This window comes from Pararhizobium antarcticum, from assembly GCF_001885585.1.
Classification (GTDB): Bacteria; Pseudomonadota; Alphaproteobacteria; order Rhizobiales; family Rhizobiaceae; genus Pararhizobium; species Pararhizobium antarcticum.
This window is the reverse complement of record NZ_LSRP01000113.1, coordinates 1-25,675: the sequence shown is the minus strand read 5'-3', so window position 1 is coordinate 25,675 and position 25,675 is coordinate 1. Positions and strand designations below refer to the sequence as shown.

Below are 25,675 nucleotides of genomic sequence, written 5' to 3'. Positions count from 1 at the left end.
GGGCAGAGAATGGCACAAAATAATAATAATTCAATTTGATTTATTTATTGACAGCTTTTCATTTTGATGTTTGTTTTGTCTCCGGAAGCGCCATGGATCGCAGAGGAGACTGCAGTTGGTGGTGAAGCCTGATGTGCTGGATAGCCGGCACGATTTTCAATCCTTGGGAGGATTTCATGAAGAAGACTATTGTTTCCGCCGCTCTCGGCGCGCTTGCGCTTGGCGTCGTTTTCGCTGCTCCGGCTCAGGCGCAGGGCGTATCCGCATGCCTGATCACCAAGACCGACACCAACCCCTTCTTCGTCAAGATGAAGGAAGGCGCCCAGGCCAAGGCTGCCGAACTCGGCATCGAGCTGAAGGCCTATGCCGGCAAGGTTGACGGCGACCATGACAGCCAGGTTGCTGCCATCGAATCCTGCATCGCCGATGGCGCCAAGGGCATCCTGATTGCCGCATCCGACACGAAGGCCATCGTTGACCAGGTCAAGAAGGCACAGGATGCCGGCCTGCTGGTCATCGCGCTTGACACCCCGCTCGATCCGCCCGGCTCTGCCGACGCAACGTTTGCGACGGACAACCTTCAGGCCGGCAAGCTGATCGGCGCCTGGGCTGCTGCAACGCTTGGCGACAAGGCCAAGGATGCCAAGATCGGCTTCCTCAACCTGACACCGTCACAGCCGACGGTTGACGTTCTTCGCAACCAGGGCTTCATGATGGGCTTTGGCATCGATACGAAGGATGCCGCCGTGATTGGCGATGAAGACGATGCGCGCATCGTTGGCAACGACGTGACCAACGGCAATGAAGAAGGTGGCCGCACCGCCATGGAGAACCTTCTCCAGAAGGATCCAGACATCAACGTCATCCACACGATCAACGAACCGGCTGCTGTTGGCGCCTATGAAGCGCTGAAGGCTGTCGGCAAGGAAAAAGACGTGCTGATCGTGTCCGTCGACGGCGGTTGCCCGGGCGTCAAGTCGGTCGCCGAAGGTGTCATCGGTGCGACATCCCAGCAGTATCCGCTGCTGATGGCCTCGCTCGGCATCGAAGCGATCGCCCAGTTTGCCAAGGATGGCACGAAGCCGCAGCCGACCGAAGGCAAGGACTTCTTCGACACGGGCGTCGCCCTGGTCACCGACAAGGCCGTTGACGGCGTTGAATCGATCGACGTCAAGACCGGCACGGAAAAGTGCTGGGGTTGATACCCTGATCCTTTAGCCACACAATAACGACGAAAGGGCGGTTCTCGGGCCGCCCTTTTCAACAACCGGCACTGCAAGCCGGTGCTCTTTGGGAGGGGTTTGTGATGTCAAGCATCCAGGAATTCGAAAAAACACTGGATCAGAGCGACAAGTCCGTCGCCGCATTCGAGGATCGGTCGTTTCTACGCCGGATCCAGCATTTTCTGCATTCGACGCCGGCCGCCATTCCGGCCATCGTGCTGATCTTCTCGATCATCGTTTTCGGCGTGCTGAAAGGGGAGCGTTTCTTCACGGCAAGCACGCTGACCCTGATCCTGCAGCAGATCGCCGTCGTCGGCATTCTCGGTGCCGCCCAGACACTGGTCATCCTGACGGCCGGCATCGACCTGTCGATCGGCGTCATCATGGTGCTGTCCGCCGTCGTCATGGGCAATTGCGCCGTGACCTACGGCATGCCGGCGCCGCTTGCCGTGGCTGCCGGTTTCGTCACCGGGACCCTGTGCGGATTGCTCAACGGCTTCCTTGTTTCCAGAATGAAATTGCCGCCGTTCATCGTGACGCTCGGCACCTGGAACATCATCATGGCCGTGAACTACATCTATTCCGCCAATGCAACGATCCGTCGGGCCGATATCGAGACCGCAGCGCCGCTGCTCGGCTTTTTCGGCATCAGCCTCAAGCTCGGCTCCGCCGTCATCACGCTTGGCGTCGTCATGATGGTCGTGACTGTTATCGCGCTCTGGTATGCGTTGAACCACACGGCCTGGGGGCGCCACGTCTATGCCGTCGGCGATGATCCTGAGGCCGCCGAACTGTCCGGTATCCGCGTCAACAAGGTCCTGCTCGGCGTCTATGGTCTCGCCGGCGCCATCGCGGCGCTCGCCGCCTGGGTATCGATCGGCCGCAACGGCTCGATCTCGCCGTCCTGGGCTGTGACCGATTACAATCTTCAGGCCATCACGGCAGCGGTCATCGGCGGCATTTCGCTCTTCGGCGGCCGGGGCTCGATCCTTGGAACCCTGTTCGGCGCCCTGATCGTCGGCGTGGTCTCGATGGGCCTCAACATGCTCGGCGCCGACCCGCAATGGAAAGTGCTCTTGACCGGTGTTCTCATTATCTCCGCCGTCGGTGTCGACCAGTGGATCAGAAAGGTAGCAGGCTGATGGAACCAATTCTCACAGCACGCGGCATCGTCAAGCGCTATGGCCGTGTCACCGCCCTCGACCAGTCCGATTTCGACCTCTATCCCGGCGAGATCCTCGCCGTGATCGGCGACAATGGCGCCGGAAAATCGTCCCTGATCAAGGCAATCTCCGGTGCGGTCCAGCCCGATGAGGGCGAGATCCGCCTCGAGGGCAAGGTTGTCAGCTTCCGTTCGCCTTTGCAGGCGCGCGAGGCCGGCATCGAGACCGTGTATCAGAATCTGGCTCTGTCGCCGGCGCTGTCGATCGCCGACAACATGTTCCTCGGCCGCGAAATCCGCAAAGAGGGCCCGATGGGTTCGATTTTCCGGATGCTCGACCGGCCGAAAATGGCTAGGATCGCCCGCGACAAACTGTCCGAACTCGGTCTGATGACGATCCAGAACATCAACCAGGCGGTGGAAACCCTCTCCGGTGGCCAGCGCCAGGGCGTGGCCGTGGCCCGCGCTGCGGCCTTTGGCTCCAAGATGATCATTCTCGATGAGCCGACCGCGGCCCTCGGCGTCAAGGAAAGCCGCAAGGTTCTGGAGCTGATCCTCGACGTGCGCAACCGCGGCATGCCGATCGTGCTGATCTCGCACAACATGCCGCATGTCTTTGAAGTCGCCGACCGTATCCATATCCATCGGCTGGGCAAGCGCCTCTGCGTCATCAATCCGAAGGATTATACGATGTCGGATGCTGTCGCCTTCATGACCGGCGCCAAGGTGCCACCCGAGGCCATGGCCGCATGACGATGACGCTTGCCGCCCTTGCCGACGGCATTCTGGAAAAGGCGGCGGATTGCCGCCGCTTCATGATCGCCATCGCCGGCCCGCCCGGGGCCGGCAAATCGACCTTGGCCGACGCGCTTCAGGAAGAGCTGACGCGGCGCGGCGAGACCGCCGTGGTCCTGCCGATGGACGGTTTCCACATGGACAACGGCATCCTCGAGGAGCGTGGCCTGTTGCAGCGCAAGGGCGCGCCTGAGACCTTCGATGTCCGCGGTTTCCGCGATATCGTCACTGCCGTGCGCCGGGGTGACGAGGAAGTCCTCGTTCCGGTTTTCGACCGCTCCCGCGAGATCGCCATCGCCTCGGCGCGGCCGATTGCGCCTGAGACGCGCATCATCCTGGCAGAAGGCAACTACCTTCTGCTCGACGAGGCCCCCTGGTCGCAACTGGCGCCGCTGTTCGACCTGACGATCTTCGTCGGCCCGCCCTATCCTGTTCTGGAGCAGCGTCTGCGCCAGCGCTGGGTCCATTTCGGCCTCGACGAGGCCGGGATCGAATGGAAGCTCTACGGCAACGACCTGCCGAACGGAAAGCGGATCATCGAGGGATCGCGGCCGGCCGATATCGCCATCGAAAGTTTTGAAAAACCCTGAGCGGCAAAGGCAAGGGCACATAGGGTCCGGCGTCCTGTCCTCTTCTCCCCGCTGGGGGAGCAGGAGGCGCACAGAGCCCGATGCGGGGCCGGAAGCCACCTGTGTCGGCGCTTCGGCTTCGCCACCCCACTCATCGCCTCGCATAGGCTCGGCACTTCTCCCCGCTGGGGAGAAGAGGCAGGGTACCGGAGGCCATCGCAATCCCGCTGCGTTTGGCATCCGAAGGCATGATCCTGCATTGTTTCCGGATATCGAATGATGCTATCGAAACCTCCGGTCAGCGCAGGCTCCAACCATGCGCAAACGATAGCGCCTGGAGATATCAGCATGAGCCCACAGCCGATCACCGAGATCACGATCCGCCGCCCAGACGACTGGCACCTGCATTTGCGCGACGGCGCCATGCTGGAAGGCGTGATTGCCGATACCAGCCGCCACTTTGCCCGGGCTATCATCATGCCGAACCTGGTGCCGCCGGTGGTCACGACCACGGACGCGAAGGCCTATCGCGACCGCATCCTGGCAGCCTTGCCTGCCGGCGATCGCTTCGAGCCGCTAATGACGCTCTATCTCACCGAAGGCACCGATCCTGACGATGTCGAAGAGGGCCACCGCAGCGGCCTGATCAAGGCCGTCAAGCTCTACCCGGCCGGTGCGACGACCAATTCCCATGGCGGCGTGCGCAATTTCGAAAATGCCATGCCGGTGCTGGAGCGCATGGCAAGGATCGGCCTGCCGCTCTGCGTGCACGGCGAGGTGACGACGCCGGAGGTCGATATTTTCGATCGCGAGGCCGTGTTTATCGAGACCGTGCTCGATCCCCTGCGGGCCCGCCTGCCGGAGCTGAAGGTGACGATGGAGCATGTGACGACCAAGGAGGGCATCGACTATATCCAGGCATCGAAAGCCAATCTCGCCGGATCGATCACCACGCATCACCTGATCATCAACCGCAACGCCATCCTCGTCGGCGGCATCAAGCCGCATTATTACTGCCTGCCGGTTGCCAAGCGCGAGCTGCATCGGCTAGCGCTGCGCGCGGCCGCCACATCCGGCGATGTCAGGTTCTTCCTGGGAACGGACAGTGCCCCGCATGTCGACCCCCTGAAGGAATGCGGCTGCGGCTGCGCCGGAATTTATACTTCGATCAACACCATGAGCTGCCTTGCCCATGTGTTCGAACAGGAGGGCGCGCTGGACAGGCTGGAGGCCTTCACCGCGCTCAACGGCCCGGCCTGGTACGGCCTGCCGGTGAACGCGGAAACGATCACGCTGCGTCGCAGCATCGATGCTGTGAAATTTCCGGACAAGATCGAGACCGGCGCCGGTCCGGTCACCGTCTTCGACCCGATGTTTCCGCTGCACTGGGATGTGGTTTAAGCGAAGGCGAACCCCGCCCTATGGCGTCACGCCGGTCAGAAGCTCCGGCCAAAGGCCGGTCACGCCGATAAAGATCAGATAGATGGCGATGACGTAATTGAGCAGTCGCGGCATCACCAGGATCAGAACCCCGGCAATGAGGGCGACCAGCGGCTGAATGGCGATAATCGTTGGCATAGACATTCCTTTAAGGTTTACACGGCGGTCCAGGTCTTGATGACGGGGCGCCCTGCATAATTTGCGTCTGCCGCGCTGGCCAGCAGGGCCTCTTGCTGCTATTGGCGGCTCTCGGATGCCATAACGCGACAGGAGCCGAAATGATCCAGGTAGCTTTTCCAGAACCCGCACTCATGGCCGAATTGACGGCGAAGATGCTCTGGGAAATCAAGGCGGTGCATTTTTCCGCGGATAAACCCTACAAGCTGGCTTCGGGCATGGCGAGCCCGGTCTATATCGATTGCCGCAAGCTGATTTCCTATCCGCGCATCCGCTCAACCGTCATGGATTTTGCCGCCGCCACCGTGCTGCGTCAGGCCGGCTTCGAGCAGTTCGACGTGATTGCCGGTGGCGAGACGGCGGGCATTCCCTTTGCTGCCATGCTGGCCGAGCGCCTTGCTTTGCCGATGATCTATGTGCGCAAGGCGCCGAAGGGCCATGGCCGCAATGCCCAGATCGAAGGCCATATGGCAGATGGCGCCCGCGTTCTCGTGATCGAGGACCTGACGACGGCCGGCGGCTCGATGTTCAAGTTCATTGATGCCATCAGGGCTGCCGGCGGCGTCGTCGATCACGGCATCGCTCTGTTCTACTACGACTTCTTTCCGGAAGCGCGGAGCGAGATGAAGGACAAGGGCGTGACGCTCATGAATATCGCCACCTGGCGCGATGTTCTGGCCGTTGCCAGGGCGCAGCAGCTGTTTGACAACAATACGCTGTCCGAAGTCGAGGCCTTCCTCAATGCGCCGCTCGAATGGTCCGGCCGAAATGGCGGCGTCAGTGTCCTCGCAGGCTCCTGAACGGGGCCCGAAAACAGGGCTGGAAATGTCGCCGGAAATCGTTTAAATCGATTGAAATAGAGTCTCGAAGGGGAGAATGCCGCCATGATCATCTGCTGTGGAGAAGCCTTGATCGACATGCTGCCGCGCCAGACGACGGCAGGCGAAGCGGCCTTTGCGCCCTATTCCGGTGGCGCCATTTTCAACACCGCCATCGCGCTTGGACGGCTTGGCATCCCGACCGGCTTTTTCACCGGCCTGTCCGACGACATGTTCGGCGATATGCTGCGCGAGACGCTGACATCCAGCAATGTCGATTTTACCCCATGCGCGACCCTGTCCCTGCACACCACTGTCGCCTTCGTCAAGCTGGTCGACGGCTCGGCATCCTACGCCTTCTTCGACGAGAACAGTGCTGGCCGCATGATCACAAAGGATCACCTTCCGGCGCTGGGCGAGGACTGCGAGGCACTGCATTTCGGCGCCATCAGCCTGATCCCTGAACCGTGCGGCTCCACTTACGAAGCCCTGATGACGCGCGAACATGAAAAGCGGGTGATTTCCTTCGACCCCAATATCCGCCCCGGTTTCATCAAGGATGCCGACGCCCACAAGGCCCGCATGCTGCGCATGGCCGCCATGTCGGACATCCTCAAGTTCTCCGACGAGGACCTCGACTGGTTCGGCGAAGAAGGCACCCATGAGGAATTGGTCGCGAAATGGCTGACCCGCGGCCCTAAACTCGTGGTCATCACCAAGGGCGCCGATGGCGCCGACGGCTACACGGCGCGCGGCAAGGTCTCGGTGTCAGGTGAAAAAGTCACCGTTGTGGACACCGTCGGCGCCGGCGACACCTTCGACGCCGGCATCCTCGCCTCGCTCAAGATGAACGGTCTGCTGACCAAGGCTGCCGTTGCCACACTCAGCGAAGACGCGGTGCGCGATGCCCTGCTGCTGGGCGCAAAGGCGGCGGCGGTCACTGTGTCGCGGGCAGGCGCCAACCCACCCTGGGGACATGAGATCGGGTTGTGAGTGGGGGGCTTTCGATCAACGGCGCTCGTTTTCAATGCATGTCGGAGCGATGGTGCGACAATTTGCGAAACAAGAGTCTCAGTCAGTTTCGTGATGTGATCGATAATACAAGCCACTAAAGCTCCCGGCATCGTCCAAAACGAAGCTCCAATAGAGGCGACCGTTCTCGAAGCTGACATCGTATAAGTCCCAGCCTTCCTTTGTCACCTTCTCGAAAGCGAGGTCTTTAAGAGCTCCCAAACTCTTGAAAAATGGCCCAGCCGATTCAGATTGCTCCCACGCCAAGTTGGCGAGAGGTGGCGTTAGCAGTTTGTAATCTGGCTCGCCGAGCAAGTCTTCGATGACCAATCGCAATAAGGCTTGGCCGTTCTCGACTGGCCGCTTCTGCCGAATCCGATCGGCCAGTGCATCTTCCAGAGCCATTCCGCGATCATCTTCGACACGAGGCGCGTCGTGCTCGTAACCGTGTTGGTGAAGCACAAGGCCGACGATCTCTCCGTCCACGTTGCGGTTGAAGGTGAGCTGCGCCTGGACAGCTTTGTAGAAAAAGTGATCGACATCCTCGGGAAAGATTTCAAGCTCGGGCTGACCTGGAAGGTGGGAGAAGAGCCTACCGTCTCGATTGGTTATGATATAGGCAAGCTGATCTAAAGCGTAATAACCTTCATATTCAGCATACAGAGCGGGGTCGATCTTTTTCTCTTTTCGCGGTCTTGCCTGCTCATAGCGACGCCAAGCAATAGCTTCAGACGAGGTATTGTCCATATTTGTGTCCCTTGCGAGTGTCAGAAGTTCATCGACTGAAAGCAGATCACCTGCCGCTATTTTTGTCCTCAGGTTTTCAACAATGCTGAGACTGTATTGAATGCGCTGGAGTTTTTCCTTTAAGGCAAGGTTTTGCATGGAGAGCATGCGGTCGAGATCAGTCGCTTGCCCGCCCAACAGTTGGGCGATGTGCTGCAGGCTGAGACCCAGCCGCTTCAGGGCAATGATTTCGTTGAGGCGGGCAACTTCACTGGTTCCGTAGACCCGCCAGTTTTTTCCTGTTCTACCAGGGCGAACAAGACCGGCTTGCTCGTATAGCCGAAGTGCGCGGACAGTCAGGCCAATCCGCTTGGCGCATTGTGCGGCAGTCAACGACGTTTCTTTGTTTGCAGTAAATTTCATGGAGCCTCCCGCGAAGTCATTTACCCTATTTAAGGTATGACGTTGGGTACGGCTCAAGCAGAATTTTCAGTTTCTTCGTGGCAACAATCGTCAAAAATGGCGCAAAACAACCCATCGCTCAGGCTTCCCGCAACACGATTTGATCTCCCTCTTCTCCCCGCTGGGGCGAAGAGGGAGAGATCCACGCTCGCATCACCTTCCGAAAGACTATCCGAAACCGGTGGCTTACCCCGCAGCCTTCGCCAGAAGCGCCGCAACCAGGCCGGCCGTCGACGAATCGTGGCCGTCGGCGCTCTGCTTGCCTTCGACAACCGGCAGCAGCCCGGTTGCAAGTTCCTTGCCGAGCTCGACGCCCCACTGGTCGAAGGAGTTGATGTTGAACAGCGCGCCCTCGACGAAGACGCGGTGTTCGTAAAGCGCGATCAGCCGGCCAAAGGCATGCGGGGTCATCTTGTCGTAGACGATGGTCAGCGACGGGCGGTTGCCTTCGAAGACGCGGTGCGGCGCGATCTTCTCGATGAAATCGGCGGCGAGCCCCTTGGCAGCCATCTGATCCTTGGCTTCCTCCAGCGTGCGGCCCTTCATCAGCGCTTCCGACTGCGCCAGGCAATTGGCCATGAGCAGCTGGTGCAGCGGCCGCAGGTTCGGCTCGTGGCCGTTGGCGGCGATCATGAATTCGGCCGGGATGACGCTCGTGCCCTGGTGGATCAGCTGGTAGAAGGCGTGCTGGCCGTTGGTGCCGGGCTCGCCCCAGACGACCGGGCCGGACTGTCCCTCGACCGGTGTGCCGTCGAGCGTCACGCCCTTGCCGTTCGATTCCATGTCGAGCTGCTGCAGATAGGCCGGGAAACGCGATAGCCGCTGGTCATAGGGCAGGATGGCGCGGGTGGCATAACCCAGCACATTGCGGTGGTAGAAGCCCAGAAGGCCAAGCAGCATCGGAATGTTTTCGCGCAAAGGGGCCGTGCGGAAATGATTGTCCATGGCATGGGCGCCGGCAAGAAACTGGCCGAAATTGTCCTTGCCGATGGCGATCATCAGCGGCAGGCCAATGGCCGACCAGATCGAATAACGGCCGCCGACCCAGTCCCAGAAGCCGAAGATGCGGTCGCTCCCGATGCCGAAGGCAGCCACCTTGTCGAGCGCGGTCGAGACCGCGCAGAAATGATGCTTGACGGCATCCTCGCCGAGCTTACCGGCAATGAAGGCGCGGGCGGTTGCCGCATTGGTCATGGTCTCGATCGTGGTAAAGGTCTTGGAGGCGACGATGAACAGTGTGGTCTCGGCATCGACCAGCTTCAGCGTATCGGCAATATGGGCGGCATCGATGTTGGAGACGAAATGCAGCCGCGGGCCGTCATGCTCCGGCGCGAGCGCCAGCGTCGCCATGACCGGGCCAAGATCCGATCCGCCGATCCCGATATTGACAACGTCGGTGATCGCCTTGCCGGTCGCACCCTTCAGTGCACCCGAACGGATGCCGTCGGAAAACGTGCCCATGGCCTCCAGCACGGCGTTAACGTCAGGCATCACATCCTTGCCGTCGACGATAACAGGCGTGTTGGAGCGGTTGCGCAAAGCCGTGTGCAGCACGGCGCGGTCTTCGGTGATGTTGATTGCGTCGCCGGCAAACATCGCATCGCGCTTTTCGGCAACCTTGCCGGCCTCGGCAATGGCTTCGAGACCGGCGAGAACCTGATCGTTGACCGCACATTTCGAATAATCGAACAGCATGTCCTCGAACGTCGTGCTGAATCTCGAAAAGCGTTTCGGATCAGCGGCGAAAGCGGCCCGGATGTCGGTGGCCTTGGTTTCGGCGACGGTGGATTTCAGCTGTTCGACAAGCGCTTTCATCATGGGGCTCCCGGCAATGCGTGATGGCTGCGATAGCTAGTCGGTTTGGGTGCCGCAAATCAAGGGCACAAGGGTGCAAAAAGCGCGCGCGCCGTGTTCGGAGGCCACGACCGAAGCGCCCGCAAAGATTGCATTTTCTGGTTTTTACAACAGGCTTGCCGCATTCAGGGCGAAAGCACCAACGCCACGCCAGCTGGCGTATTCGGGCGGAGGGGCTTCCCGGACTGTAGCAGGCCGACAGCCTCGTCCCTGACTGTGGAGGTGAGCTATGCGGTTTTCGACCATTGAGCATCACGCTTAGCCTAAGAAAAACCCGCACGAGCTGGTTGATCACCATGCGGGTCCATTTCTTCAGATAAGCAAACCGGTGGCTGGAGTTCGCGCTCCAGTCACCACTCCACCAAAATATGGCTTTCCCGTCGTTTTACAAGACGGGTTGTCAGCCGGGACTATCCGGCCGGCTTATCGCGCAGGTCCTTGCGCAGGATCTTGCCGACATTGGTTTTCGGCAGATCGGCGCGGAACTCAACGAATTTCGGACGCTTGTAGTTGGTCAGGTTGGCGGCGCAATGGGCCTTCACGTCGGCCTCGGTCAGAGCCTGGTCCTTCTTGACGACGAAGAGTTTGACCGCCTCGCCGGAATGTTCGTCGGCGACGCCGACGGCGGCGCATTCAAGCACACCGGCCAATGTCATCGCCACTTCCTCGATCTCGTTGGGGAAGACGTTGAAGCCCGAGACGAGGATCATGTCCTTCTTGCGATCGACGATCTTGGTATAACCATCGGCATTCATGAAGCCGATGTCGCCTGACCGGAAAAAGCCGTCGGCGGAAATCGCCTTGAGGGTTTCGTCCGGTCGCTGCCAATAGCCGGCCATGACTTGCGGTCCGCGGATGCAGATTTCGCCGATCTCGCCGACGGGCAGGGTGTTGCCGTCATCATCGCGGATCTCGATATCGGTCGACGGCAACGGCATGCCGATCGTTCCGGAGAATTCGGTCGTATCGAAGCGGTTGGCGGTTGCCACCGGCGAGGTCTCGGACAGGCCATACCCTTCGGCGATCGGGCAGCCGGTCATTGCCTGCCAGCGTTCCGCCACGGGTCGCTGTACGGCCATGCCGCCGCCGAGCGTCAGCAGCAGCGAGGAGAAGTCGAGCTTCTGGAAATCGGCATTGTTCATCAAGGCGTTGAACAGCGTGTTGAGGCCGGGGAAGATGTTGAACCTGTACTTGCCGAGTTCCTTGACGAAAGCCGGAATGTCACGCGGGTTGGGGATCAGGATGTTCTGGCCGCCGGTGCTCAGGCCCATCAGCGCATTAATCGTCAGCGCGAAGATGTGGTAGAGCGGCAGGGCGCAGATGAACACCAGATCGTCGGGGCGCGGGCGCCGGACGAAGGCGGTCTCCAGCCAGAGCTCGATCTGCGCCATGTTCGACAGAAGGTTGGAATGGGTGAGTGCCGCCCCCTTCGAGACGCCGGTCGTGCCACCGGTGTATTGCAGGAAGGCGATGTCGGAGGGCGCGACGCTGGTTTTGACCATCGTCGTCTGCGCGCCGGCGGAGAGCACGGCCTTGAACGACACATGGCCGGCCAGCGACCAGGCGGGCACCAGCTTCTTGACGCGGCGCACGACGAGATTGACGATCAGGCCCTTGAGACCGAGCAGGTCACCCATGGTGGTGACGACGACATGCTTGACAGCGGTGCGGGCAACGACCTGCTCGACCGTATGGGCAAAGTTTTCGAGCACGAAGATCGCCTTGGCGCCGGCATCCTTCAACTGGTGCTCGAGTTCGCGCGGGGTGTAGAGCGGGTTGACGTTGACGACGGTAAAGCCGGCCCGCAGGATGCCGAAGATGATGACCGGGTTCTGCAGGATGTTGGGCATCATCACCGCGACGCGGTCGCCCTTGACCAGGCCGATCGATTGCAGCCAGGCGCCAATGCGGGCGGACAACTGGTCGAGTTCGCCGAACGTCAGCGATTTGCCCATGCAGGTAAAGGCCGGGCGGGTCGCGTATTTGCCGCAGGAAAGGTCGAAGAGGTCGCCAATCGACCGATAGGGCAGCGGCGCAATTTCAGCGGGGGTGCCGGGCGCATAGGATTTCAGCCAGAGCTTTTCAGCAGCGGCGCCTGGTGCATTCATCACGGTATCCGGCATGATCTCTCTCCCTTAATGCCTTCCGGTCCCTTGTGCCGGCGCTCTTGAACTGCAAAACCCCTCCAGGTTTCACGGTTGCACCAAAGATGATGCTTTTGCGTCAGGCCTTCAAGCCAATTCCGAATTATATAACCTTAACGTAAACGTCAATATTGCAGTTTCTGTCCGCATCCGATCGATCGCTGAACCATGCCCGGCACCCCAACTGCGCCGGGACAGCCAGATTTCGCCACGGCCCGGTGCGGCAAAGGCTTTCCTCTCGCGGCAAATCGCGATATTGCAGTGCAATATTGACGGCGTCCCGACGCGGGGTGTCCGGAAAAGACCATTGAGATGGCGCCAGCGCCACCGTTTGATAGTGCCGCGATTGATCGCCCGTTCGGGCCAGACAGGTTTTCCATGTCCGATGATGTTGTTTCGCCGATCCCGGTCGCCCGCCAGGGGAGTGGCATGTCGCTTGCGGAGCTCGCGCTGGCTGTTGGCGGATTCGGCATCGGAACCGGCGAGTTCGCCATCATGGGCCTCCTGCCGCAGGTGGCAGGGGATTTTTCCGTCACGGTTCCGAGCGCCGGATCTGTGATCAGCGCCTATGCGATCGGGGTCGTGGTCGGGGCGCCGTTGATCGCCGTGCTTGCCGCCCGGTTCTCAAGGCGCAATGTGCTTCTGGTGCTGATGGCCCTGTTTGCTTTGGGCAATCTGGCAAGCGCTCTGGCCGACAGTTTCGGCCTGCTGATTCTGGCGCGCTTCCTCGCCGGCCTGCCGCACGGCGCCTATTTTGGTGTTGCAGCCCTGGTCGCCGCGGGCATGGCGGCGCCAAACCAGCGCGCTCGCGCCATTGGCCGTGTGATGATGGGTCTGACGGTTGCCACGCTTGTCGGCACGCCGCTTGCCGCATGGTTCGGCCAGGCACTGGGCTGGCGAGCGGCCTTTGGCATTGTCGGCGCGATCAGCCTTCTGACCGTTGCGCTGACATGGCTCTACGTTCCAAAGGACAAGCCCAATCATGCAGCCACGCCGCTGAAGGAACTCGGTGCGCTCGGCAAGAGCCAGGTCTGGTTGACGCTCGGCATTTGCGCCGTCGGCTGCGGCGGCATGTTCACCGTCTTCACCTATATCACCCCGGCGCTGACGGAAGTGGCGGGTGTCTCGCTGTCGGCCGTGCCGATCATGCTGTCGGTTTTCGGGGCCGGTATGATACTCGGCAATATCGTCGGCTCGCGGCTTGCCGACTGGGCGCTGTTGCCGGCCATCGGCCTGGCGCTCGGCTTTAATCTCCTTGCCTATATCCTGTTCTATTTCACCATGGGCAGCCCGTTGATGGCGGCAATCAATATCTTCCTGATCGGCGGCGGTTTTGCGGTGGTGCCCGGCGTGCAGACACGGCTGATGGACGTGGCCGGCGAGGCGCAGACCCTGGCTGCGGCCCTCAGTCATTCCGCCTTCAACATCGCCAATGCCATTGGCGCCTGGCTTGGCGGCGTGGCGATTGCCGCAGGGTATGGCTGGACCTCGACCGGGCTTGTCGGCGCGATGCTGGCGGTCGCGGGCTTCGGCATTTTCTTCACCTCGGTGTTCCTCGAAAATGCGCCGGCGCGCCGCAGTCTCAAATCGTGATTTCCGAAGCAAGATATCTCTGCATTGAAAATCTTCCTGTCATCTCCTGTGATTACGGTTTTCGAGAGCATATTTAAAGCGCAGCATTGGACCTTGCCGTGTCCTGTGCAGAAACGCGCTGGCAAGCCGGATGGTTTGTTGTAAGGTCGGCCGGCATGGAGGGGAGCTTTTGCAACTGAGCAATCGTGATCGAGACAATCTGCCATCGGAGCCGCGCCTTTTCGGGCAGCCGGCGCATGCGCGTTCGGCGCTGCTCGGGCCGATTTCGGCCGCCCGCTGGTTGCTGGTCTTCATTCTCCTCGCCGGCGTCTATTTCTTTCACGGTTTCCTGGTGCCGGTGCTGGCTGCCCTTGTCATTGGTTTCGCGAGCTGGCCCATCTACCGGCGGCTGTTGCTGGCGATGGGCGGACGGCGCACGGTGGCGGCCACCATCGCCATCATTCTCGTCGTCACGTTCATCGTCGTGCCGATATCGATTGCCGCCGTCTATGCCGTTGACGAGCTTCGCAGTGCGGTCGCCTGGGCGATCGAAGCGAATGTCAGCGGCGCTCCGGTGCCGCTCTGGGTCGCCGGTGTTCCCGGCATTGGCAAATGGCTCGGTGAGCAATGGACCCACTACATCTCCCATCCCGGCGGCATTGGCGAAATCGTGCAGCTGGTCAGCGGTTCCAACATCGGCAATATCTATCGCGGCGTGCTGGTTGTCGGCGCCTCGGCCTTCCAGTCCTTCCTGACGCTTTTGTTCATGCTGATCTCGCTGTTCTTCGTCTATCGCGATGGTGAGCGGTTCGTGGCGCAGATCGACCGGCTGGGCGAGCGCATTTTCCCGATGCGCTGGGAGCGGATTTCGCGCATCGTGCCCTTGACCATCAGCTCGACCGTCACCGGCATGGGCGTCATCGCCATCGGCGAAGGCATCGTGCTCGGCATCGCCTACTGGCTGGCCGGTGTGCCATCGCCGGTGACGCTCGGAATCCTGACGGGCATCATGGCTCTCATTCCCGGCGGTGCGCCGCTGGCCTTCACGCTGGTCTCGCTTTATCTGGTCTCCAGCGGCTCGGCCATGGCCGGCATCCTGCTCTTTGTCTGGGGCACGTCCGAACTTTTCGTCGTCGACAAGACGCTCCGGCCAAGACTGGTCGGCGGGCCGATCAAACTGCCCTTCCTGCCGACGTTTTTCGGGCTGATCGGCGGCGTCAAGACCATGGGTTTTCTGGGTCTTTTCGTCGGGCCGGTGCTGATGGCCCTGCTGGTGGCCATCTGGCGCGAGTGGATCCGCGACGTCACGGCCCCGGCTACGACGGACGGAAAAATCATTATCTGAGACTGACGTCGCCGCCGCGCCGGATCGTTTCCGGCGCAAGCGCCGAGGTACGTCGACTCTGCGTTCAGAGGGCAGGAGTGCGGCCAGGGCCCTCAGCGTGAGGATATGCCCGTGCCGCGTCCCTGTCCTGCAGTCTCCAGGGCCGTACAGGCCTGTGCATCAAGCCGCGTCCCGCATCGTTGATGTCGCTGCCGGCATGCGCAAGGCATCGGCGCTTGCCAACTGTCGCGCGAATCTCAGTTCAGGGTGCCGGCGGAAATTTCTTCGCCAAGGATCCGGAAAGCGTCTTCCAGCGCATCCACGAGGATGTCGGTGAGCTCATCCATATTGTCGGGATTGAAGAGAAACGCGAAAGCCGCTTCCTGCGAGCGTGTGGCGTATTCGATCTCGTTCGACATATCATTGTCTCCTCTGCGCCAGGCCTCATGCCGACGGTTGCAGACACGCTAGATCGCGTTGCTTGCGCAGGGCATTCGGGCCTGCGCTGGGTCTGCTGTTAACACGGAAACCGGACGGTAGTGAGTCCAGAGACAAAGAAAGGACAGAAGCTGCAAAGACGCTGCTTTTCGGGGGCGCTATTCCATGGCCAGGATCATGTTGCGCACGACGGGATAGATTTCCGCCTCCCAGCGGCGGCCGTTGAACACGCCGTAGTGGCCGACATTCGCCTGAAGATGGTGTCGCTTCAGGTGCGGACGCAGCGAGCGGCAGAGGTCATGGGCAGATGAGGTCTGGCCAAGGGCGCAGATATCGTCGCGCCCGCCTTCGACGGTTAGAAGGGCGGTGTTGCGGATATGGCTCGGATCCACCCGGCGGCCGTGATGGGTCAGTTCGCCCGTGGCAAGCTCTGCCTTCTGGAAGACGCGATCGATCGTCTCGATGTAAAATTCCTCGGTGAGGTCGAGCACGGCGAAATACTCGTCGTAGAAGTCCTTGATTTTCGTCGCTTCCGCCGTCTCACCCCTGGCCAGGTGGTTGAACAGCTTCTTGTGGGTATCGTCGTGGCGTTTCCGGTTCATCGCCACGAAGGCGGTGAGTTGCAGGAAACCCGGATAGACCCGCCGGCCGCCGCCGGCGTGGCGTGCCGGTACGCTGCTGATCAGCGACGACTTGAACCAGGACAGCGGTTTCGACACGGCAAGCTTGTTGACCGCTGTCGGGCTTTCGCGCGGATCGATCGGGCCTGCCATCAGCGTCATGGTGCGGGGCGTTGCCGGATGCCGGTCCTCGGACATGATGGCAACGGCCGCAAGCGCCTGCACGCAGGGCTGACAGACGGCCAGGATATGGCTCCCCGGGCCGATTTCCTCGAGAAAGCGGATGATATAGTCGACATAGTCATCCATACCGAAGCGTCCGGCCGAGAGAGGCACGTCGCGGGCATTCGCCCAGTCGGTGATGTAGACATCGTGATCGCGCAGCAGCGTCCGTACTGTGCCGGTCAGCAGGGTCGCGAAATGCCCGGAAAGCGGGGCAATGACCAAAAGCCGGGGACGCGGCATGTCGACATCGGCGGCAAAGCGCAGCAGCTTGCCGAACGGCATGTCGAGCGTCGTCTCCAGCGTGATCGGCACGTCGCGATTGCCGATCATCACCGTGTCGATGCCGAAATCCGGCCGTTCATGGGTAATCTTGTAGCGCGAGATCATTTCCATCACAGCAGGGAAATAGCCGGCCGGCGCGGCGCCGGCCCGCGCACGCCAGGGCGAAGCGCCGGTAAAGCTCTGCATCTGCTGCGCCCAGTCGCGCAAGGGGGCGATGAGGTCATCCTGGAACTGGTAGGCCTGATAGAGCATGCCCGATATCTCCCGCACTGCCGCAGACATGCGGCAGTGCAAAAAATGCTAGTGCAATATCGTCCGCCATGCGAGAAGATTGTGACTGGATTGTGAAACATTCTCCTGCCAAGGATTAGGATTGCCATGTCACAGGCGACGCTGACGCTCTCCTCGAAGAACTATTCCTCCTGGTCGCTGCGCGGCTGGCTGCTCTGTCGCATGGCGGGGCTGGATTTTACCGAAGTCCTGGTCGAGATGGATGACGAGGCGCGCCAGGAGCTGCTGCTGCTCTCGCCCTCCGTGCTGGTGCCACGCCTGACCCACAAGACCGTGACGGTCTGGGACACGCTGGCGATCGCCGAATACCTGCACGAAATCTCACCGAAGGCCGGGCTCTGGCCGAAGGATCTGGCGGCCCGCGCGCGCTGTCGCTCGGTCTCCGGCGAAATGCATTCCGGCTTTCACAATCTGCGATCCGCCCTGCCGATGAACCTCAAGGCCCGGCACGAAAAGTTCAAGATCTTTTCCGGCGCGCGCCCTGATGTCGAGCGCGTCAAGGCGATCTGGACCGAATGCCTGGCCGACAGCGGCGGCCCCTGGCTGTTCGGATCGGCCCCGACGGTGGCCGACGCCATGTATGCCCCGATCTGTACCCGCTTCCGCACCTATGCCGTCGATCTGGAGCCCAGGCTCGCCGCCTATGCCGAAATGGTCCTGTCCTGGCCGCTGCTCGCCGAATGGACCGAAGGCGCCATCGCCGAACCCGACGAGATCGTCGAACTCGAGGTGGAGTTCTGATTGGCGGGTTGGGGGGAGAGGCGGACGCTTGGACCTTAGCTGCGCTGGTGATACCTCATCTAAAACGTGTGTTTTATGAGTTAAACCGAATTGGCAACCCGCGAATCTCTGTTATGCTCTTCAAGCCTCTTAGTTGGGTGTGTGTAGCTACAACTCACTCTATGCCGGGTGTTTAGCCAGGCTGAATTTTATTGTGCGACATTGGGCGCCGGCTTCGGGAATCCGAGGCGGCACCGGCATGCGCTCGGCACCACCTCGGATTCCCGAAGCCGGCCGCTTAAAGTAAGGGGTCATAAAAGTTGAAGCACCCGTTAATAGACGAAGCTCAAAAAGGACTTCGTAAACGGGTGCTTTCTTTCTTCAAGAGCGCTTACAGCGTCCCGCGGGAAAGCAACATACTTTTCGTCTGTGGTGGAAACGAAGCAGGCCATATGCGCCCGCTTTTCAAGAAGTATGTGGAGTCGACTGCGCCGGAATTTGACATTTTCCATCCTGAATTCGCGATGGAAAATCTTTTGACTAGCAACCTATCAGAGCCATTCGACATCGCTGATTTTGAGTCTTCTATTGGCAATCTCAGTAAGGCAATAGTTATATTTCCTGAGGCTGCCGGATCGTTCGCCGAAACAGGATATTTTTCGGCGATTCCTAGTCTCGCAAAGAAGACGATCCTTGTGTTGGATGCCAACTATCAAGGTGACGATAGCTTCATCTCTCAAGGCCCAGCAAAGAAGATTGGTGACGCATCGATCTTCCGACCGGTCCTTCAAATGAGTTACGCAATTCCAGATTTCGATCTTGTGCTACGTCGAATAAAGAAATTTCCTTTGTTGTCGACAAGGAAGCAGCTATCTTGGGTCAAGATATCTGATTTGGAAGATTTTGAGAGATTTTCTATAATACATGAAATAGTGAGCTTTCTTTCGATAGCTACTCTTGAAGATATCGAATTTATCCTCAGAGGGCTTTCTGAGAGCCATATATCAGTTCATCATTTCCATCAAATTACATCAGTACTGGTTGGCTCTAAATACTTGGAAACGTATGGTGACTATGGTCACCTCCGCCCAAGCGCCACCAAAGGAAATTTGTTGAAAGTCGTTGAGGGTAAGCGCAGCGAGTATAATGAACTGCGCCTTGATTTAGCTGCGGTTTATCAAGAGGTCGGCGGTGACTTTCTAAAGCTAATTGGAGGTCTCTGATGCTAATAGAGACGCTCAGCAAGCAATCGGGGGTCACAATAGAGAATTTGAAGTGGCTCGCTGAAACCGCCTCGAAGCGATATAAAACCTATGAGATTCCGAAGAGGACCGGAGGCGTCCGGACCATCCATCATCCAAGTAGAGGCCTTAAGGGTATCCAGAGATGGGTCAGCAAATTCTTGCTCGCGCGACTACCAGTTCACACTGCGGCGCAAGCCTACGTGCGTGGCGCAAGCATCAGGAAGAACGCGGAACTACATGCTGGCAGCAAATTCACGCTGCGCATCGATTTCGCGAATTTCTTCCCCAGCTTCTCCAGCGAGCATGTAGAGGTCTTCCTCGCAACGGCTGAAAGGGATCGATCGATTGGACTAACTGACCAAGACATTTCGTTTGTGAGCAGGATAGTGTCCCGGCATGGTCAATTAACCATCGGTGCGCCATCGTCACCGATACTCACTAATGCCATGATGCATTTCTTTGATGGGCAAATTGCTGAATTCGCAGAGCGCCAAAATCTGACTTACACCCGTTATGCGGACGATCTTTTCTTTTCCAGCAGTAAGCCCGATAACCTGACCGATGCGCTTGAAATCGTGCAACAGGTGTCTGTTGCATATCCCTATGCCAACTTGCGAGTGAATCCCGATAAAACCGCTTTCCTTTCCCGGCGTTATTCGCGTCGGGTTACCGGTCTCGTAATCACAACAGATGGCAAGGTCTCAATCGGTCGTGAGCGCAAAAGAATGGTGAAAGCTCAGGTTCATAAATTCCTTCAGGGGCAACTTGATATTTTCGAAGTTCCCAAGCTGCGCGGCTATTTGGCATTCGTTCAGGATGTCGAGCCGGAGTTTTGGGAAGGTTTAAAAAGAAAATATGGAGCCGATGCAATGATAACCGTCACCGGGGGGTAGCAGTTCGCTGATTTGTTCGAAGCACAACGTTGCGTGGATGCCTTTGTCGTAAATTCTAATTTAGCGTCCAGTACTCCAAGATAACATTGTGAATTTGTATGCGACCGCCATTGCAGCTAGATACCTCTATAAGACCTGAGAATACTAAAATATGCCGAGATGCTGGATGATCGCGTGTCGGGAAAAGATGGAAAAAGAGTAAAGACTACGAAATACAATCATGACTTGGGTGATCGCTGTAAGTCCTTGAATGTTTTCCAAAATTCTGGGAAAAATGGTGCCGCTTAGAGGACTCGAACCTCTGACCCCATCATTACGAATGATGTGCTCTACCACCTGAGCTAAAGCGGCCAGCATGCGTTTCGCGAGGGGCGAAGCGATGTGTGAGGCGCTGATACCTTTAAAGTGGGGGGATTTCAAGCCATCAGATTTGTGATTGGTAAAAAATCCCGTCCTTTGCAGGTATCAGCGCCGCACGGTCTGGTTCAGAGCGACAGTCTGCGGCGGGCGTCCTGGTATTCCCTGTCCAGCCGGCCGACAAGGCCCTCGACCGAGGTGATTTCGGTCACGGCGCCGATGCCCTGGCCGCAGCCCCAGATGTCCTTCCAGGCCTTGGCGCCGGTCGTCGCCGCCTCGAAATCCATTTTCGACGGATCCGCCTCCGGCAGGTGGTCCGGATCCATTCCGGCGGCAAGGATCGAGGGTTTCAGGTAATTGCCGTGGATGCCGGTGAAATAGTTGGAATAGACGATGTCGGAAGCGCTGCTGTCGACGATCGACTGCTTGTAGGCCTCGCTGGCGCGCGCCTCGTTCGTGGCGATGAAGGGCGAGCCGATATAGGCCATGTCGGCCCCCATGGCCTGCGCCGCCAGAACGGCGCCGCCGGTGGCGATTGCGCCGGAAAGCAGCAGCGGGCCGTCGAACCAGGCACGGATTTCCTGGATCAGCGCGAAGGGCGACAATGTCCCGGCATGACCGCCAGCGCCGGTAGCAACGGCGATCAGGCCATCGGCGCCCTTGCGAATGGCCGAACTGGCATGGCGATTGTTGATGACGTCATGCAGCACGATGCCGCCATAGGAATGGATCGCGGCATTGACCTCGGGGACGGCGCCGAGCGAGGAAATGACGATCGGCACCTTGTATTTGACGCAGAGCATCAGGTCATGCTCGAGCCGCTTGTTGGATTTGTGGACGATCTGGTTGACCGCGAAAGGGGCGGCAGGCCGGTCCGGATTGTTCCGGTCATGCGTCGCCAGGTCTTCGGTGATCTGCGCCAGCCATTCGTCGAGCTGCGCTTCCGGACGGGCGTTCAAGGCCGGAAACGAGCCGACCACACCGGCCTTGCATTGCGCCAGGGTCAGCGCCGGATGCGAGATGATGAACAGCGGGGCGGCAACAACGGGCAAGCGTGTGGTTCCCGTCAGGATCGGCGGCAGCGCCATGGTGTTTCTCCTCCACCTCTGTATTTTGACGTTTGCGTAAACGTCAAAATATCTAGCAGCGAAATGCGCCCTTGAAAAGATGCGTCTATGGCAAGCCTGCATCGCCCGTTGCGAAACACGTGGCTTTCGCCGGCCGGAGTAGCCAGATTTCGCAGGCAGGCTTGCGGATTGCAAAATCTGCGGTTACCCAATTGTTAACAAATCCAACGGGGTGCCGCCAGCGCTTGCCAAAGGCAAAGCCGGGTTCCCGGTTCGTGGAGAAACAAGGAACAGCGTTTGTTGTTTCTCCATATCGAGAAGGACATGATGTGAGCGGACTGGAAACGGCTATCAGGCATGCGCTCGAGCGCTCGGACAGGACGAGCGCCGAGACCCGTGCGAAGATCTACCAGTCGGCGCGAAACGCCCTGGAAGCCGGATTGCGAAAGCAGGATGTGCATGACACGGAGGTCATCGCCCAGCAGCGGCATCGCCTGGAAGGCATCATCCATGCGATCGAGACGCAGGAGCGTGCGGCGCTGAAGGCGCAGGCCGCATCCGTCGTGCCGCCGCCGGTCCATCCGGATGACACCATCGCCGGCGACGACCGCCGCCATGCGGCAAACGACGATGCCGGGACGGTCATGTCCGTCCGCCGCGAGCCCGAGGCGCAGGCTGAATTTTCGGGTGATGACAGCCTCGACGGATTGCGGCCCGAACGGTTCGACGAGACCGTGCCCGCAGGGCCGGCTGTCGCTGTGCCGGTCGAGAAACTGGCCGGAAAGCCCGTCAGGGAGCGCCGCGCATCGGTGGCTTCACCGGCAAAACCGCGTCGTCGGCGCGGGCGCTTCCTATCCTTTCTCCTGGTTGTCGTGACGCTGGGCGCAGCCTTCGGCGCCGCTCTCTGGTGGGCCGAAACAAGCGGCCTGCTGAAGTCGGATGCCGAACGGGACACGAGCGTGGCCAATCCGCCGGCGACCGTCCGCTCGGAAGATTTTGATGGTTCGCAGGGGCTGACGACGCTGGGGTCGCAGTCCGGGTTCACCGGTGACTGGATCGAGGTTTTCAAGCCGACGGACATCGCGCAGATCTCGCCGCGCAGCCGCGCAACGGCGGATCCCGTCAGCGACGAAGCCGGACCGCGTGTTCGCGTCACCTCCGCCACTGCCGATGCGGATGGTGATGTCCTGATCGAAGTGCCGGTTTCCGTGCTGGAGCAATTGTCCGGCAAGACCTCGACGGTGGCGCTGACCGTGCGCTCGGGCGCCGACAAGCCGACGCAGTTCTCCGTCGAATGCGACTTCGCCTCGCTCGGCGATTGCGGGCGTCATCGCTTCACGGTCAATGATGAAAAGGTCGACATGCTGTTCAAGGTCACCTTCGACCGCAGCCTCGCCCCCAGCGCCCCCGGCCGGATCCTGATCAACAGCGATGTTGCCGGAAGCGGCCAGAGCCTCAATCTCTTCGCCATCCGGATCCTGCCCGGCCAATAGACCGGTGAGGTCAGCAGTCTGGAGCTGGCGCCCCGGGACGGAAGATCATTTGACGAAGCCGGCGCCGGAACCCAGGATTTTTGCATCGATCTCGCCGATCGCATCCTTGTCCTTGCCGTCGTAATTCAGGCTGGTCAGGATGTGGCGGATGAGGTTGATCCGCAGCCGGCGCTTGTCATTGGCACGGATGACCGTCCAGGGCGCATGGGCGGAATGGGTTTCCTTCAGCATGCGATCGCGCTTTTCGGAATAATCGTCCCATTTGGTCAGCGCCGCGATGTCCATCGACGACAGTTTCCACACCTTCAGCGGGTCGTGCCTGCGGTCGTGGAAGCGTTTCAACTGCATCTCGCGGCCGATGTTCAGCCAGAATTTGAACAGGTAGATGCCGTCATCGACGATCATCTTTTCGAAGCGCGGTGTCTGCTTCAGGAAATGCTCGTATTGCGCCGGCTCGCAAAAGCCCATGACCGGTTCGACGCCGGCGCGGTTGTACCAGGAGCGATCGAACAGCACGAATTCGCCGGCCGTCGGGAAGGTGGCCACGTAGCGCTGGTAATACCATTGGCCGCGTTCGGTTTCAGTCGGCTTGGTCAGGGCGACGATGCGTGCCGAGCGCGGGTTCATATAGGCCATCGTATCGTGGATGGCTCCGCCTTTTCCGGCGGCATCCCGACCCTCGAAAACGCTGATCACCCGCTTGCCTGTTGCCTGCAGCCAGAACTGGACCTTGACCAGTTCGATCTGCAGCGTCTCCAGCGTGGCATCGTATTCGTCGCGGTTCAGTTTTTTGTCATAGGGAAAGTCGTCGGAGGCGAAGGCTTCGCTGTCGATCCATTTCGGCAATTCCGGATTGTCGATATCGAACACCCGCTTCTTGCCGTCGAGCCGCAACTCCACCGCGCGGCTGGTTGTCTTGTCTGCCATGGTTTTCTCCCTGACGAGGCGACCTGTGCCCTGCCGCCGACTGATTTCCCGGGAGCAGGCCATAATTGCATTGCGAATTCAAGCATGCCGTGAAAATCATGTCATGAATGGGCTCTATCTGTGGTGGATGCGGCAAGGTTGGACCGGCGCCCTGCAGGAAAAGGACGGGACTTGGAAAAGCAAGACAGAGTCTGGCCGGTGCTGTGGGCGCGGGTCAAGGCGGAGAGGCGGATCCTGTTTCTGTCCGCGGTGATCGCTCTCGTGCTGGTCGCTTCCGGGATGCACGTGCTGGCCGTCTGCCTGTTCTGGCTGGTTCTCGCCGTGGCCCTTTTGAGCCGCTCCGAGACCATGGCGCCGCCCATGCCGGCGCCCGTGATCCAGGCAAATGCGGCCAGCAAGACGCAGATGGAGGCGCTGGTCATCATCCTCAACGCGCTGGATATGCCGGTGCTGGTCGTTGCCGCCGATGAAACCGTGCTGCTGCAGAACCATGCGGACGAAAAGGCATTCGGCACCATCCCCCAGAACACCTATCTCGCGGCAAGGGTGCGTTCGCCGGGCATTCTTGACATGGTGCGCGAGACCATCGCTACCGGCAAGATCAACCAGATCGAGCATTCCGAACGGCTCCCGTCGGAGGCGGTCTACATCGTTCGCGTCGCACCGGCCGAAATTGCCATCGATGGCGGCGAGCGGCTCTATATACTGTCCTATCGCGACATATCACAGGCCCGTCGCATCGACAGGATGCGATCGGATTTCGTTGCCAATGCCAGCCATGAACTCAGAACGCCGCTCGCTTCCCTGCGCGGCTTCATCGAGACCCTGCAGGGTCCAGCCCGCAACGATGTCAAGGCGCATGAAAAATTCCTCGTCATCATGCATGAGCAGGCAACCCGCATGAGCCGTCTGGTCGACGATCTCCTGTCGCTGTCGCGGCTTGAACTGAAGTCGCACATCGCACCGGATGAAAAGATCGATCTTGCACCGCTGCTCGGCCACGTCATCGATGCCCTGTCGCCGCTGGCGCAGGATGTCGATGTCACGATTGCGCTGAATGTGCCGGATGGGCCGGTCTTCGTGAATGGCGATCGCGACGAACTGATCGAAGTGTTTGAAAACCTGATCGAGAATGCCTGCAAATATGGCCAGGAAGGCAAGAAGGTCGAGGTCAGTCTGTTGGGTGGCGAGGATGGCAGGCCGGTCGAGGTGGCGGTCCGCGATTTCGGCCCGGGCATACCGGCCGAACATGTGCCGCGCATCACCGAGCGCTTCTACCGCGTCAATGTCGAGGCCAGCCGCTCGAAAAAGGGAACGGGGCTGGGGCTCGCCATCGTCAAGCACATTCTGACGCGGCACCGGGCCCGGATGATTGTTCAGTCCGAAGTGGGAAAAGGCACCCTGTTTACGGTGCGCTTCTGAGGGGCAATGCGGTGATAGACAGTCCGGGGACAGTCCGCCGGGCTGGCCGGTGAGGCGCCCGCAGGCGGTTCTCGTTTATCCGGCAGACAATGTGCCATCCGCTAGACCAGGTGGCGGATGGCCGCCACCTTCGGTGTGTTCCGATCAGCGCGCCCGGCGACGTTCGCCGGAAGGCTGGTAGGCAAGCTTTGCGTGGAAGCTGCAATAGGGCGCGGCTTCCGGACTGTCATTGCCGCAGAAGTGAAATTCTTCCTTCATCGGATCGCCGATCGGCCACTTGCAGGTGCGATCCGTCAGCTGGGTAAGAACCAGGCGACGCGACATCGGCACGACGACATTGCTGTTGACCGGCTCCAGCGCCTGGCTGGGCGTGTATTCCAGCTCCGCTTCTTCCTTCGTCACGGTGGCACCTGCCGGGC

At 59.9% G+C, this 25,675-nt stretch carries 23 protein-coding genes and 1 tRNA gene; 14 read left to right on the top strand and 10 right to left on the bottom strand.

What is annotated here, in order from left to right; all coding sequences use genetic code 11:
• The first annotated feature begins 176 nt into the window (after positions 1 to 176).
• The 5 genes from AX760_RS20160 (at position 177) to pyrC (ending at position 5,150) form a co-directional block, all read left to right on the top strand.
• Positions 177 to 1,202 carry a sugar ABC transporter substrate-binding protein gene (locus AX760_RS20160; RefSeq protein ID WP_071834798.1) on the top strand — a complete coding sequence of 342 codons (1,026 nt, stop codon included), beginning with the start codon at positions 177 to 179 and terminating at the stop codon, positions 1,200 to 1,202.
• Positions 1,203 to 1,306: 104 nt separating this feature from the next.
• Entirely contained in the window at positions 1,307 to 2,365 is a 1,059-nt protein-coding gene (locus AX760_RS20155) for an ABC transporter permease (protein WP_071834793.1), read from the top strand.
• Entirely contained in the window at positions 2,365 to 3,138 is a 774-nt protein-coding gene (locus AX760_RS20150) for an ATP-binding cassette domain-containing protein (protein WP_071834792.1), read from the top strand. The genes AX760_RS20155 and AX760_RS20150 overlap by 1 nt, the downstream gene beginning before the upstream one ends.
• 2 nt (positions 3,139 to 3,140) lie before the next feature.
• Complete coding sequence (locus tag AX760_RS20145; protein ID WP_425348879.1) at positions 3,141 to 3,770, top strand: nucleoside triphosphate hydrolase; 630 nt, start codon at positions 3,141 to 3,143, stop codon at positions 3,768 to 3,770.
• Positions 3,771 to 4,112: 342 nt separating this feature from the next.
• Positions 4,113 to 5,150, top strand: a complete 1,038-nt coding sequence (gene pyrC / locus AX760_RS20140) for a dihydroorotase (RefSeq protein ID WP_071834797.1) — start codon at positions 4,113 to 4,115, stop codon at positions 5,148 to 5,150.
• 18 nt (positions 5,151 to 5,168) lie between these two features.
• Here the strand turns inward: pyrC and AX760_RS20135 are convergent, their stop codons facing one another.
• The gene (locus tag AX760_RS20135) at positions 5,169 to 5,327 is read right to left on the bottom strand and encodes a DUF3096 domain-containing protein (RefSeq protein ID WP_425348878.1); all 159 of its coding nucleotides are present in this window, start codon (positions 5,325 to 5,327) and stop codon (positions 5,169 to 5,171) included.
• A gap of 140 nt (positions 5,328 to 5,467) precedes the next feature.
• On the opposite strand from AX760_RS20135, the gene AX760_RS20130 reads away from it, so the two are divergent.
• Both AX760_RS20130 and AX760_RS20125 read left to right on the top strand, forming a co-directional pair.
• Positions 5,468 to 6,166 carry an orotate phosphoribosyltransferase gene (locus AX760_RS20130; RefSeq protein ID WP_071834789.1) on the top strand — a complete coding sequence of 233 codons (699 nt, stop codon included), beginning with the start codon at positions 5,468 to 5,470 and terminating at the stop codon, positions 6,164 to 6,166.
• Positions 6,167 to 6,250: 84 nt separating this feature from the next.
• On the top strand, positions 6,251 to 7,177 hold the full coding sequence (locus tag AX760_RS20125; RefSeq protein ID WP_071834788.1) for a carbohydrate kinase family protein: 927 nt from the start codon (positions 6,251 to 6,253) through the stop codon (positions 7,175 to 7,177).
• Positions 7,178 to 7,255: 78 nt separating this feature from the next.
• Here AX760_RS20125 and AX760_RS20120 read toward each other — a convergent pair whose 3' ends face one another.
• The 3 genes from AX760_RS20120 to AX760_RS20110 form a co-directional block, all read right to left on the bottom strand.
• Positions 7,256 to 8,344 (bottom strand): MerR family transcriptional regulator, encoded by a 1,089-nt coding sequence (locus tag AX760_RS20120; RefSeq protein ID WP_071834787.1) that lies wholly within the window; start codon positions 8,342 to 8,344, stop codon positions 7,256 to 7,258.
• A 225-nt stretch (positions 8,345 to 8,569) separates the two neighbouring features.
• On the bottom strand, positions 8,570 to 10,198 hold the full coding sequence (gene pgi / locus AX760_RS20115; protein ID WP_071834796.1) for a glucose-6-phosphate isomerase: 1,629 nt from the start codon (positions 10,196 to 10,198) through the stop codon (positions 8,570 to 8,572).
• Positions 10,199 to 10,647: 449 nt separating this feature from the next.
• Positions 10,648 to 12,360 carry a long-chain fatty acid--CoA ligase gene (locus tag AX760_RS20110; protein ID WP_071834786.1) on the bottom strand — a complete coding sequence of 571 codons (1,713 nt, stop codon included), beginning with the start codon at positions 12,358 to 12,360 and terminating at the stop codon, positions 10,648 to 10,650.
• 399 nt (positions 12,361 to 12,759) lie between these two features.
• Here AX760_RS20110 and AX760_RS20105 point away from each other — a divergent pair, with 399 nt between their 5' ends.
• Both AX760_RS20105 and AX760_RS20100 read left to right on the top strand, forming a co-directional pair.
• Positions 12,760 to 13,974, top strand: a complete 1,215-nt coding sequence (locus AX760_RS20105) for an MFS transporter (RefSeq protein WP_071834795.1) — start codon at positions 12,760 to 12,762, stop codon at positions 13,972 to 13,974.
• A gap of 169 nt (positions 13,975 to 14,143) precedes the next feature.
• A complete protein-coding gene (locus AX760_RS20100; RefSeq protein WP_071834785.1) occupies positions 14,144 to 15,298 on the top strand; it encodes an AI-2E family transporter in 1,155 nt (384 codons plus the stop codon).
• Positions 15,299 to 15,534: 236 nt separating this feature from the next.
• Here the strand turns inward: AX760_RS20100 and AX760_RS27290 are convergent, their stop codons facing one another.
• Both AX760_RS27290 and AX760_RS20095 read right to left on the bottom strand, forming a co-directional pair.
• On the bottom strand, positions 15,535 to 15,696 hold the full coding sequence (locus AX760_RS27290) for a hypothetical protein (protein WP_087149313.1): 162 nt from the start codon (positions 15,694 to 15,696) through the stop codon (positions 15,535 to 15,537).
• Between the two features lie 177 nt (positions 15,697 to 15,873).
• Positions 15,874 to 17,094, bottom strand: coding sequence for a polyhydroxyalkanoate depolymerase (locus tag AX760_RS20095; RefSeq protein ID WP_071834784.1), 1,221 nt, complete (start codon positions 17,092 to 17,094; stop codon positions 15,874 to 15,876).
• Between the two features lie 126 nt (positions 17,095 to 17,220).
• On the opposite strand from AX760_RS20095, the gene AX760_RS20090 reads away from it, so the two are divergent.
• The 3 genes from AX760_RS20090 to AX760_RS20080 all read left to right on the top strand — a co-directional run bounded on the left by AX760_RS20090 (position 17,221) and on the right by AX760_RS20080 (position 19,990).
• Complete coding sequence (locus AX760_RS20090) at positions 17,221 to 17,874, top strand: glutathione S-transferase (protein WP_071834783.1); 654 nt, start codon at positions 17,221 to 17,223, stop codon at positions 17,872 to 17,874.
• 299 nt (positions 17,875 to 18,173) lie between these two features.
• The gene (locus AX760_RS20085; RefSeq protein WP_139276529.1) at positions 18,174 to 19,076 is read left to right on the top strand and encodes a retron St85 family effector protein; all 903 of its coding nucleotides are present in this window, start codon (positions 18,174 to 18,176) and stop codon (positions 19,074 to 19,076) included.
• Complete coding sequence (locus tag AX760_RS20080; protein ID WP_083531258.1) at positions 19,076 to 19,990, top strand: retron St85 family RNA-directed DNA polymerase; 915 nt, start codon at positions 19,076 to 19,078, stop codon at positions 19,988 to 19,990. Before AX760_RS20085 ends, AX760_RS20080 begins: the two co-directional genes overlap by 1 nt.
• Before the next feature lie 275 nt (positions 19,991 to 20,265).
• On the opposite strand, the gene AX760_RS20075 is transcribed toward AX760_RS20080, so the two are convergent.
• Positions 20,266 to 20,341 (bottom strand) — tRNA-Thr (locus AX760_RS20075).
• A gap of 134 nt (positions 20,342 to 20,475) precedes the next feature.
• Positions 20,476 to 21,435, bottom strand: a complete 960-nt coding sequence (locus tag AX760_RS20070) for an NAD(P)H-dependent flavin oxidoreductase (RefSeq protein WP_071834781.1) — start codon at positions 21,433 to 21,435, stop codon at positions 20,476 to 20,478.
• Between the two features lie 308 nt (positions 21,436 to 21,743).
• On the opposite strand from AX760_RS20070, the gene AX760_RS20065 reads away from it, so the two are divergent.
• Entirely contained in the window at positions 21,744 to 22,907 is a 1,164-nt protein-coding gene (locus tag AX760_RS20065; protein WP_071834780.1) for a biotin transporter BioY, read from the top strand.
• A 45-nt stretch (positions 22,908 to 22,952) separates the two neighbouring features.
• Here AX760_RS20065 and ppk2 read toward each other — a convergent pair whose 3' ends face one another.
• A complete protein-coding gene (ppk2, locus tag AX760_RS20060; RefSeq protein WP_071834779.1) occupies positions 22,953 to 23,834 on the bottom strand; it encodes a polyphosphate kinase 2 in 882 nt (293 codons plus the stop codon).
• Positions 23,835 to 24,005: 171 nt separating this feature from the next.
• On the opposite strand from ppk2, the gene phoR reads away from it, so the two are divergent.
• Positions 24,006 to 25,256, top strand: coding sequence for a phosphate regulon sensor histidine kinase PhoR (gene phoR / locus AX760_RS20055; RefSeq protein WP_071834778.1), 1,251 nt, complete (start codon positions 24,006 to 24,008; stop codon positions 25,254 to 25,256).
• Positions 25,257 to 25,400: 144 nt separating this feature from the next.
• Here the strand turns inward: phoR and AX760_RS20050 are convergent.
• On the bottom strand, positions 25,401 to 25,675 hold a 275-nt coding region (locus tag AX760_RS20050), incomplete at its 5' end, for a GcrA family cell cycle regulator (RefSeq protein WP_280950791.1).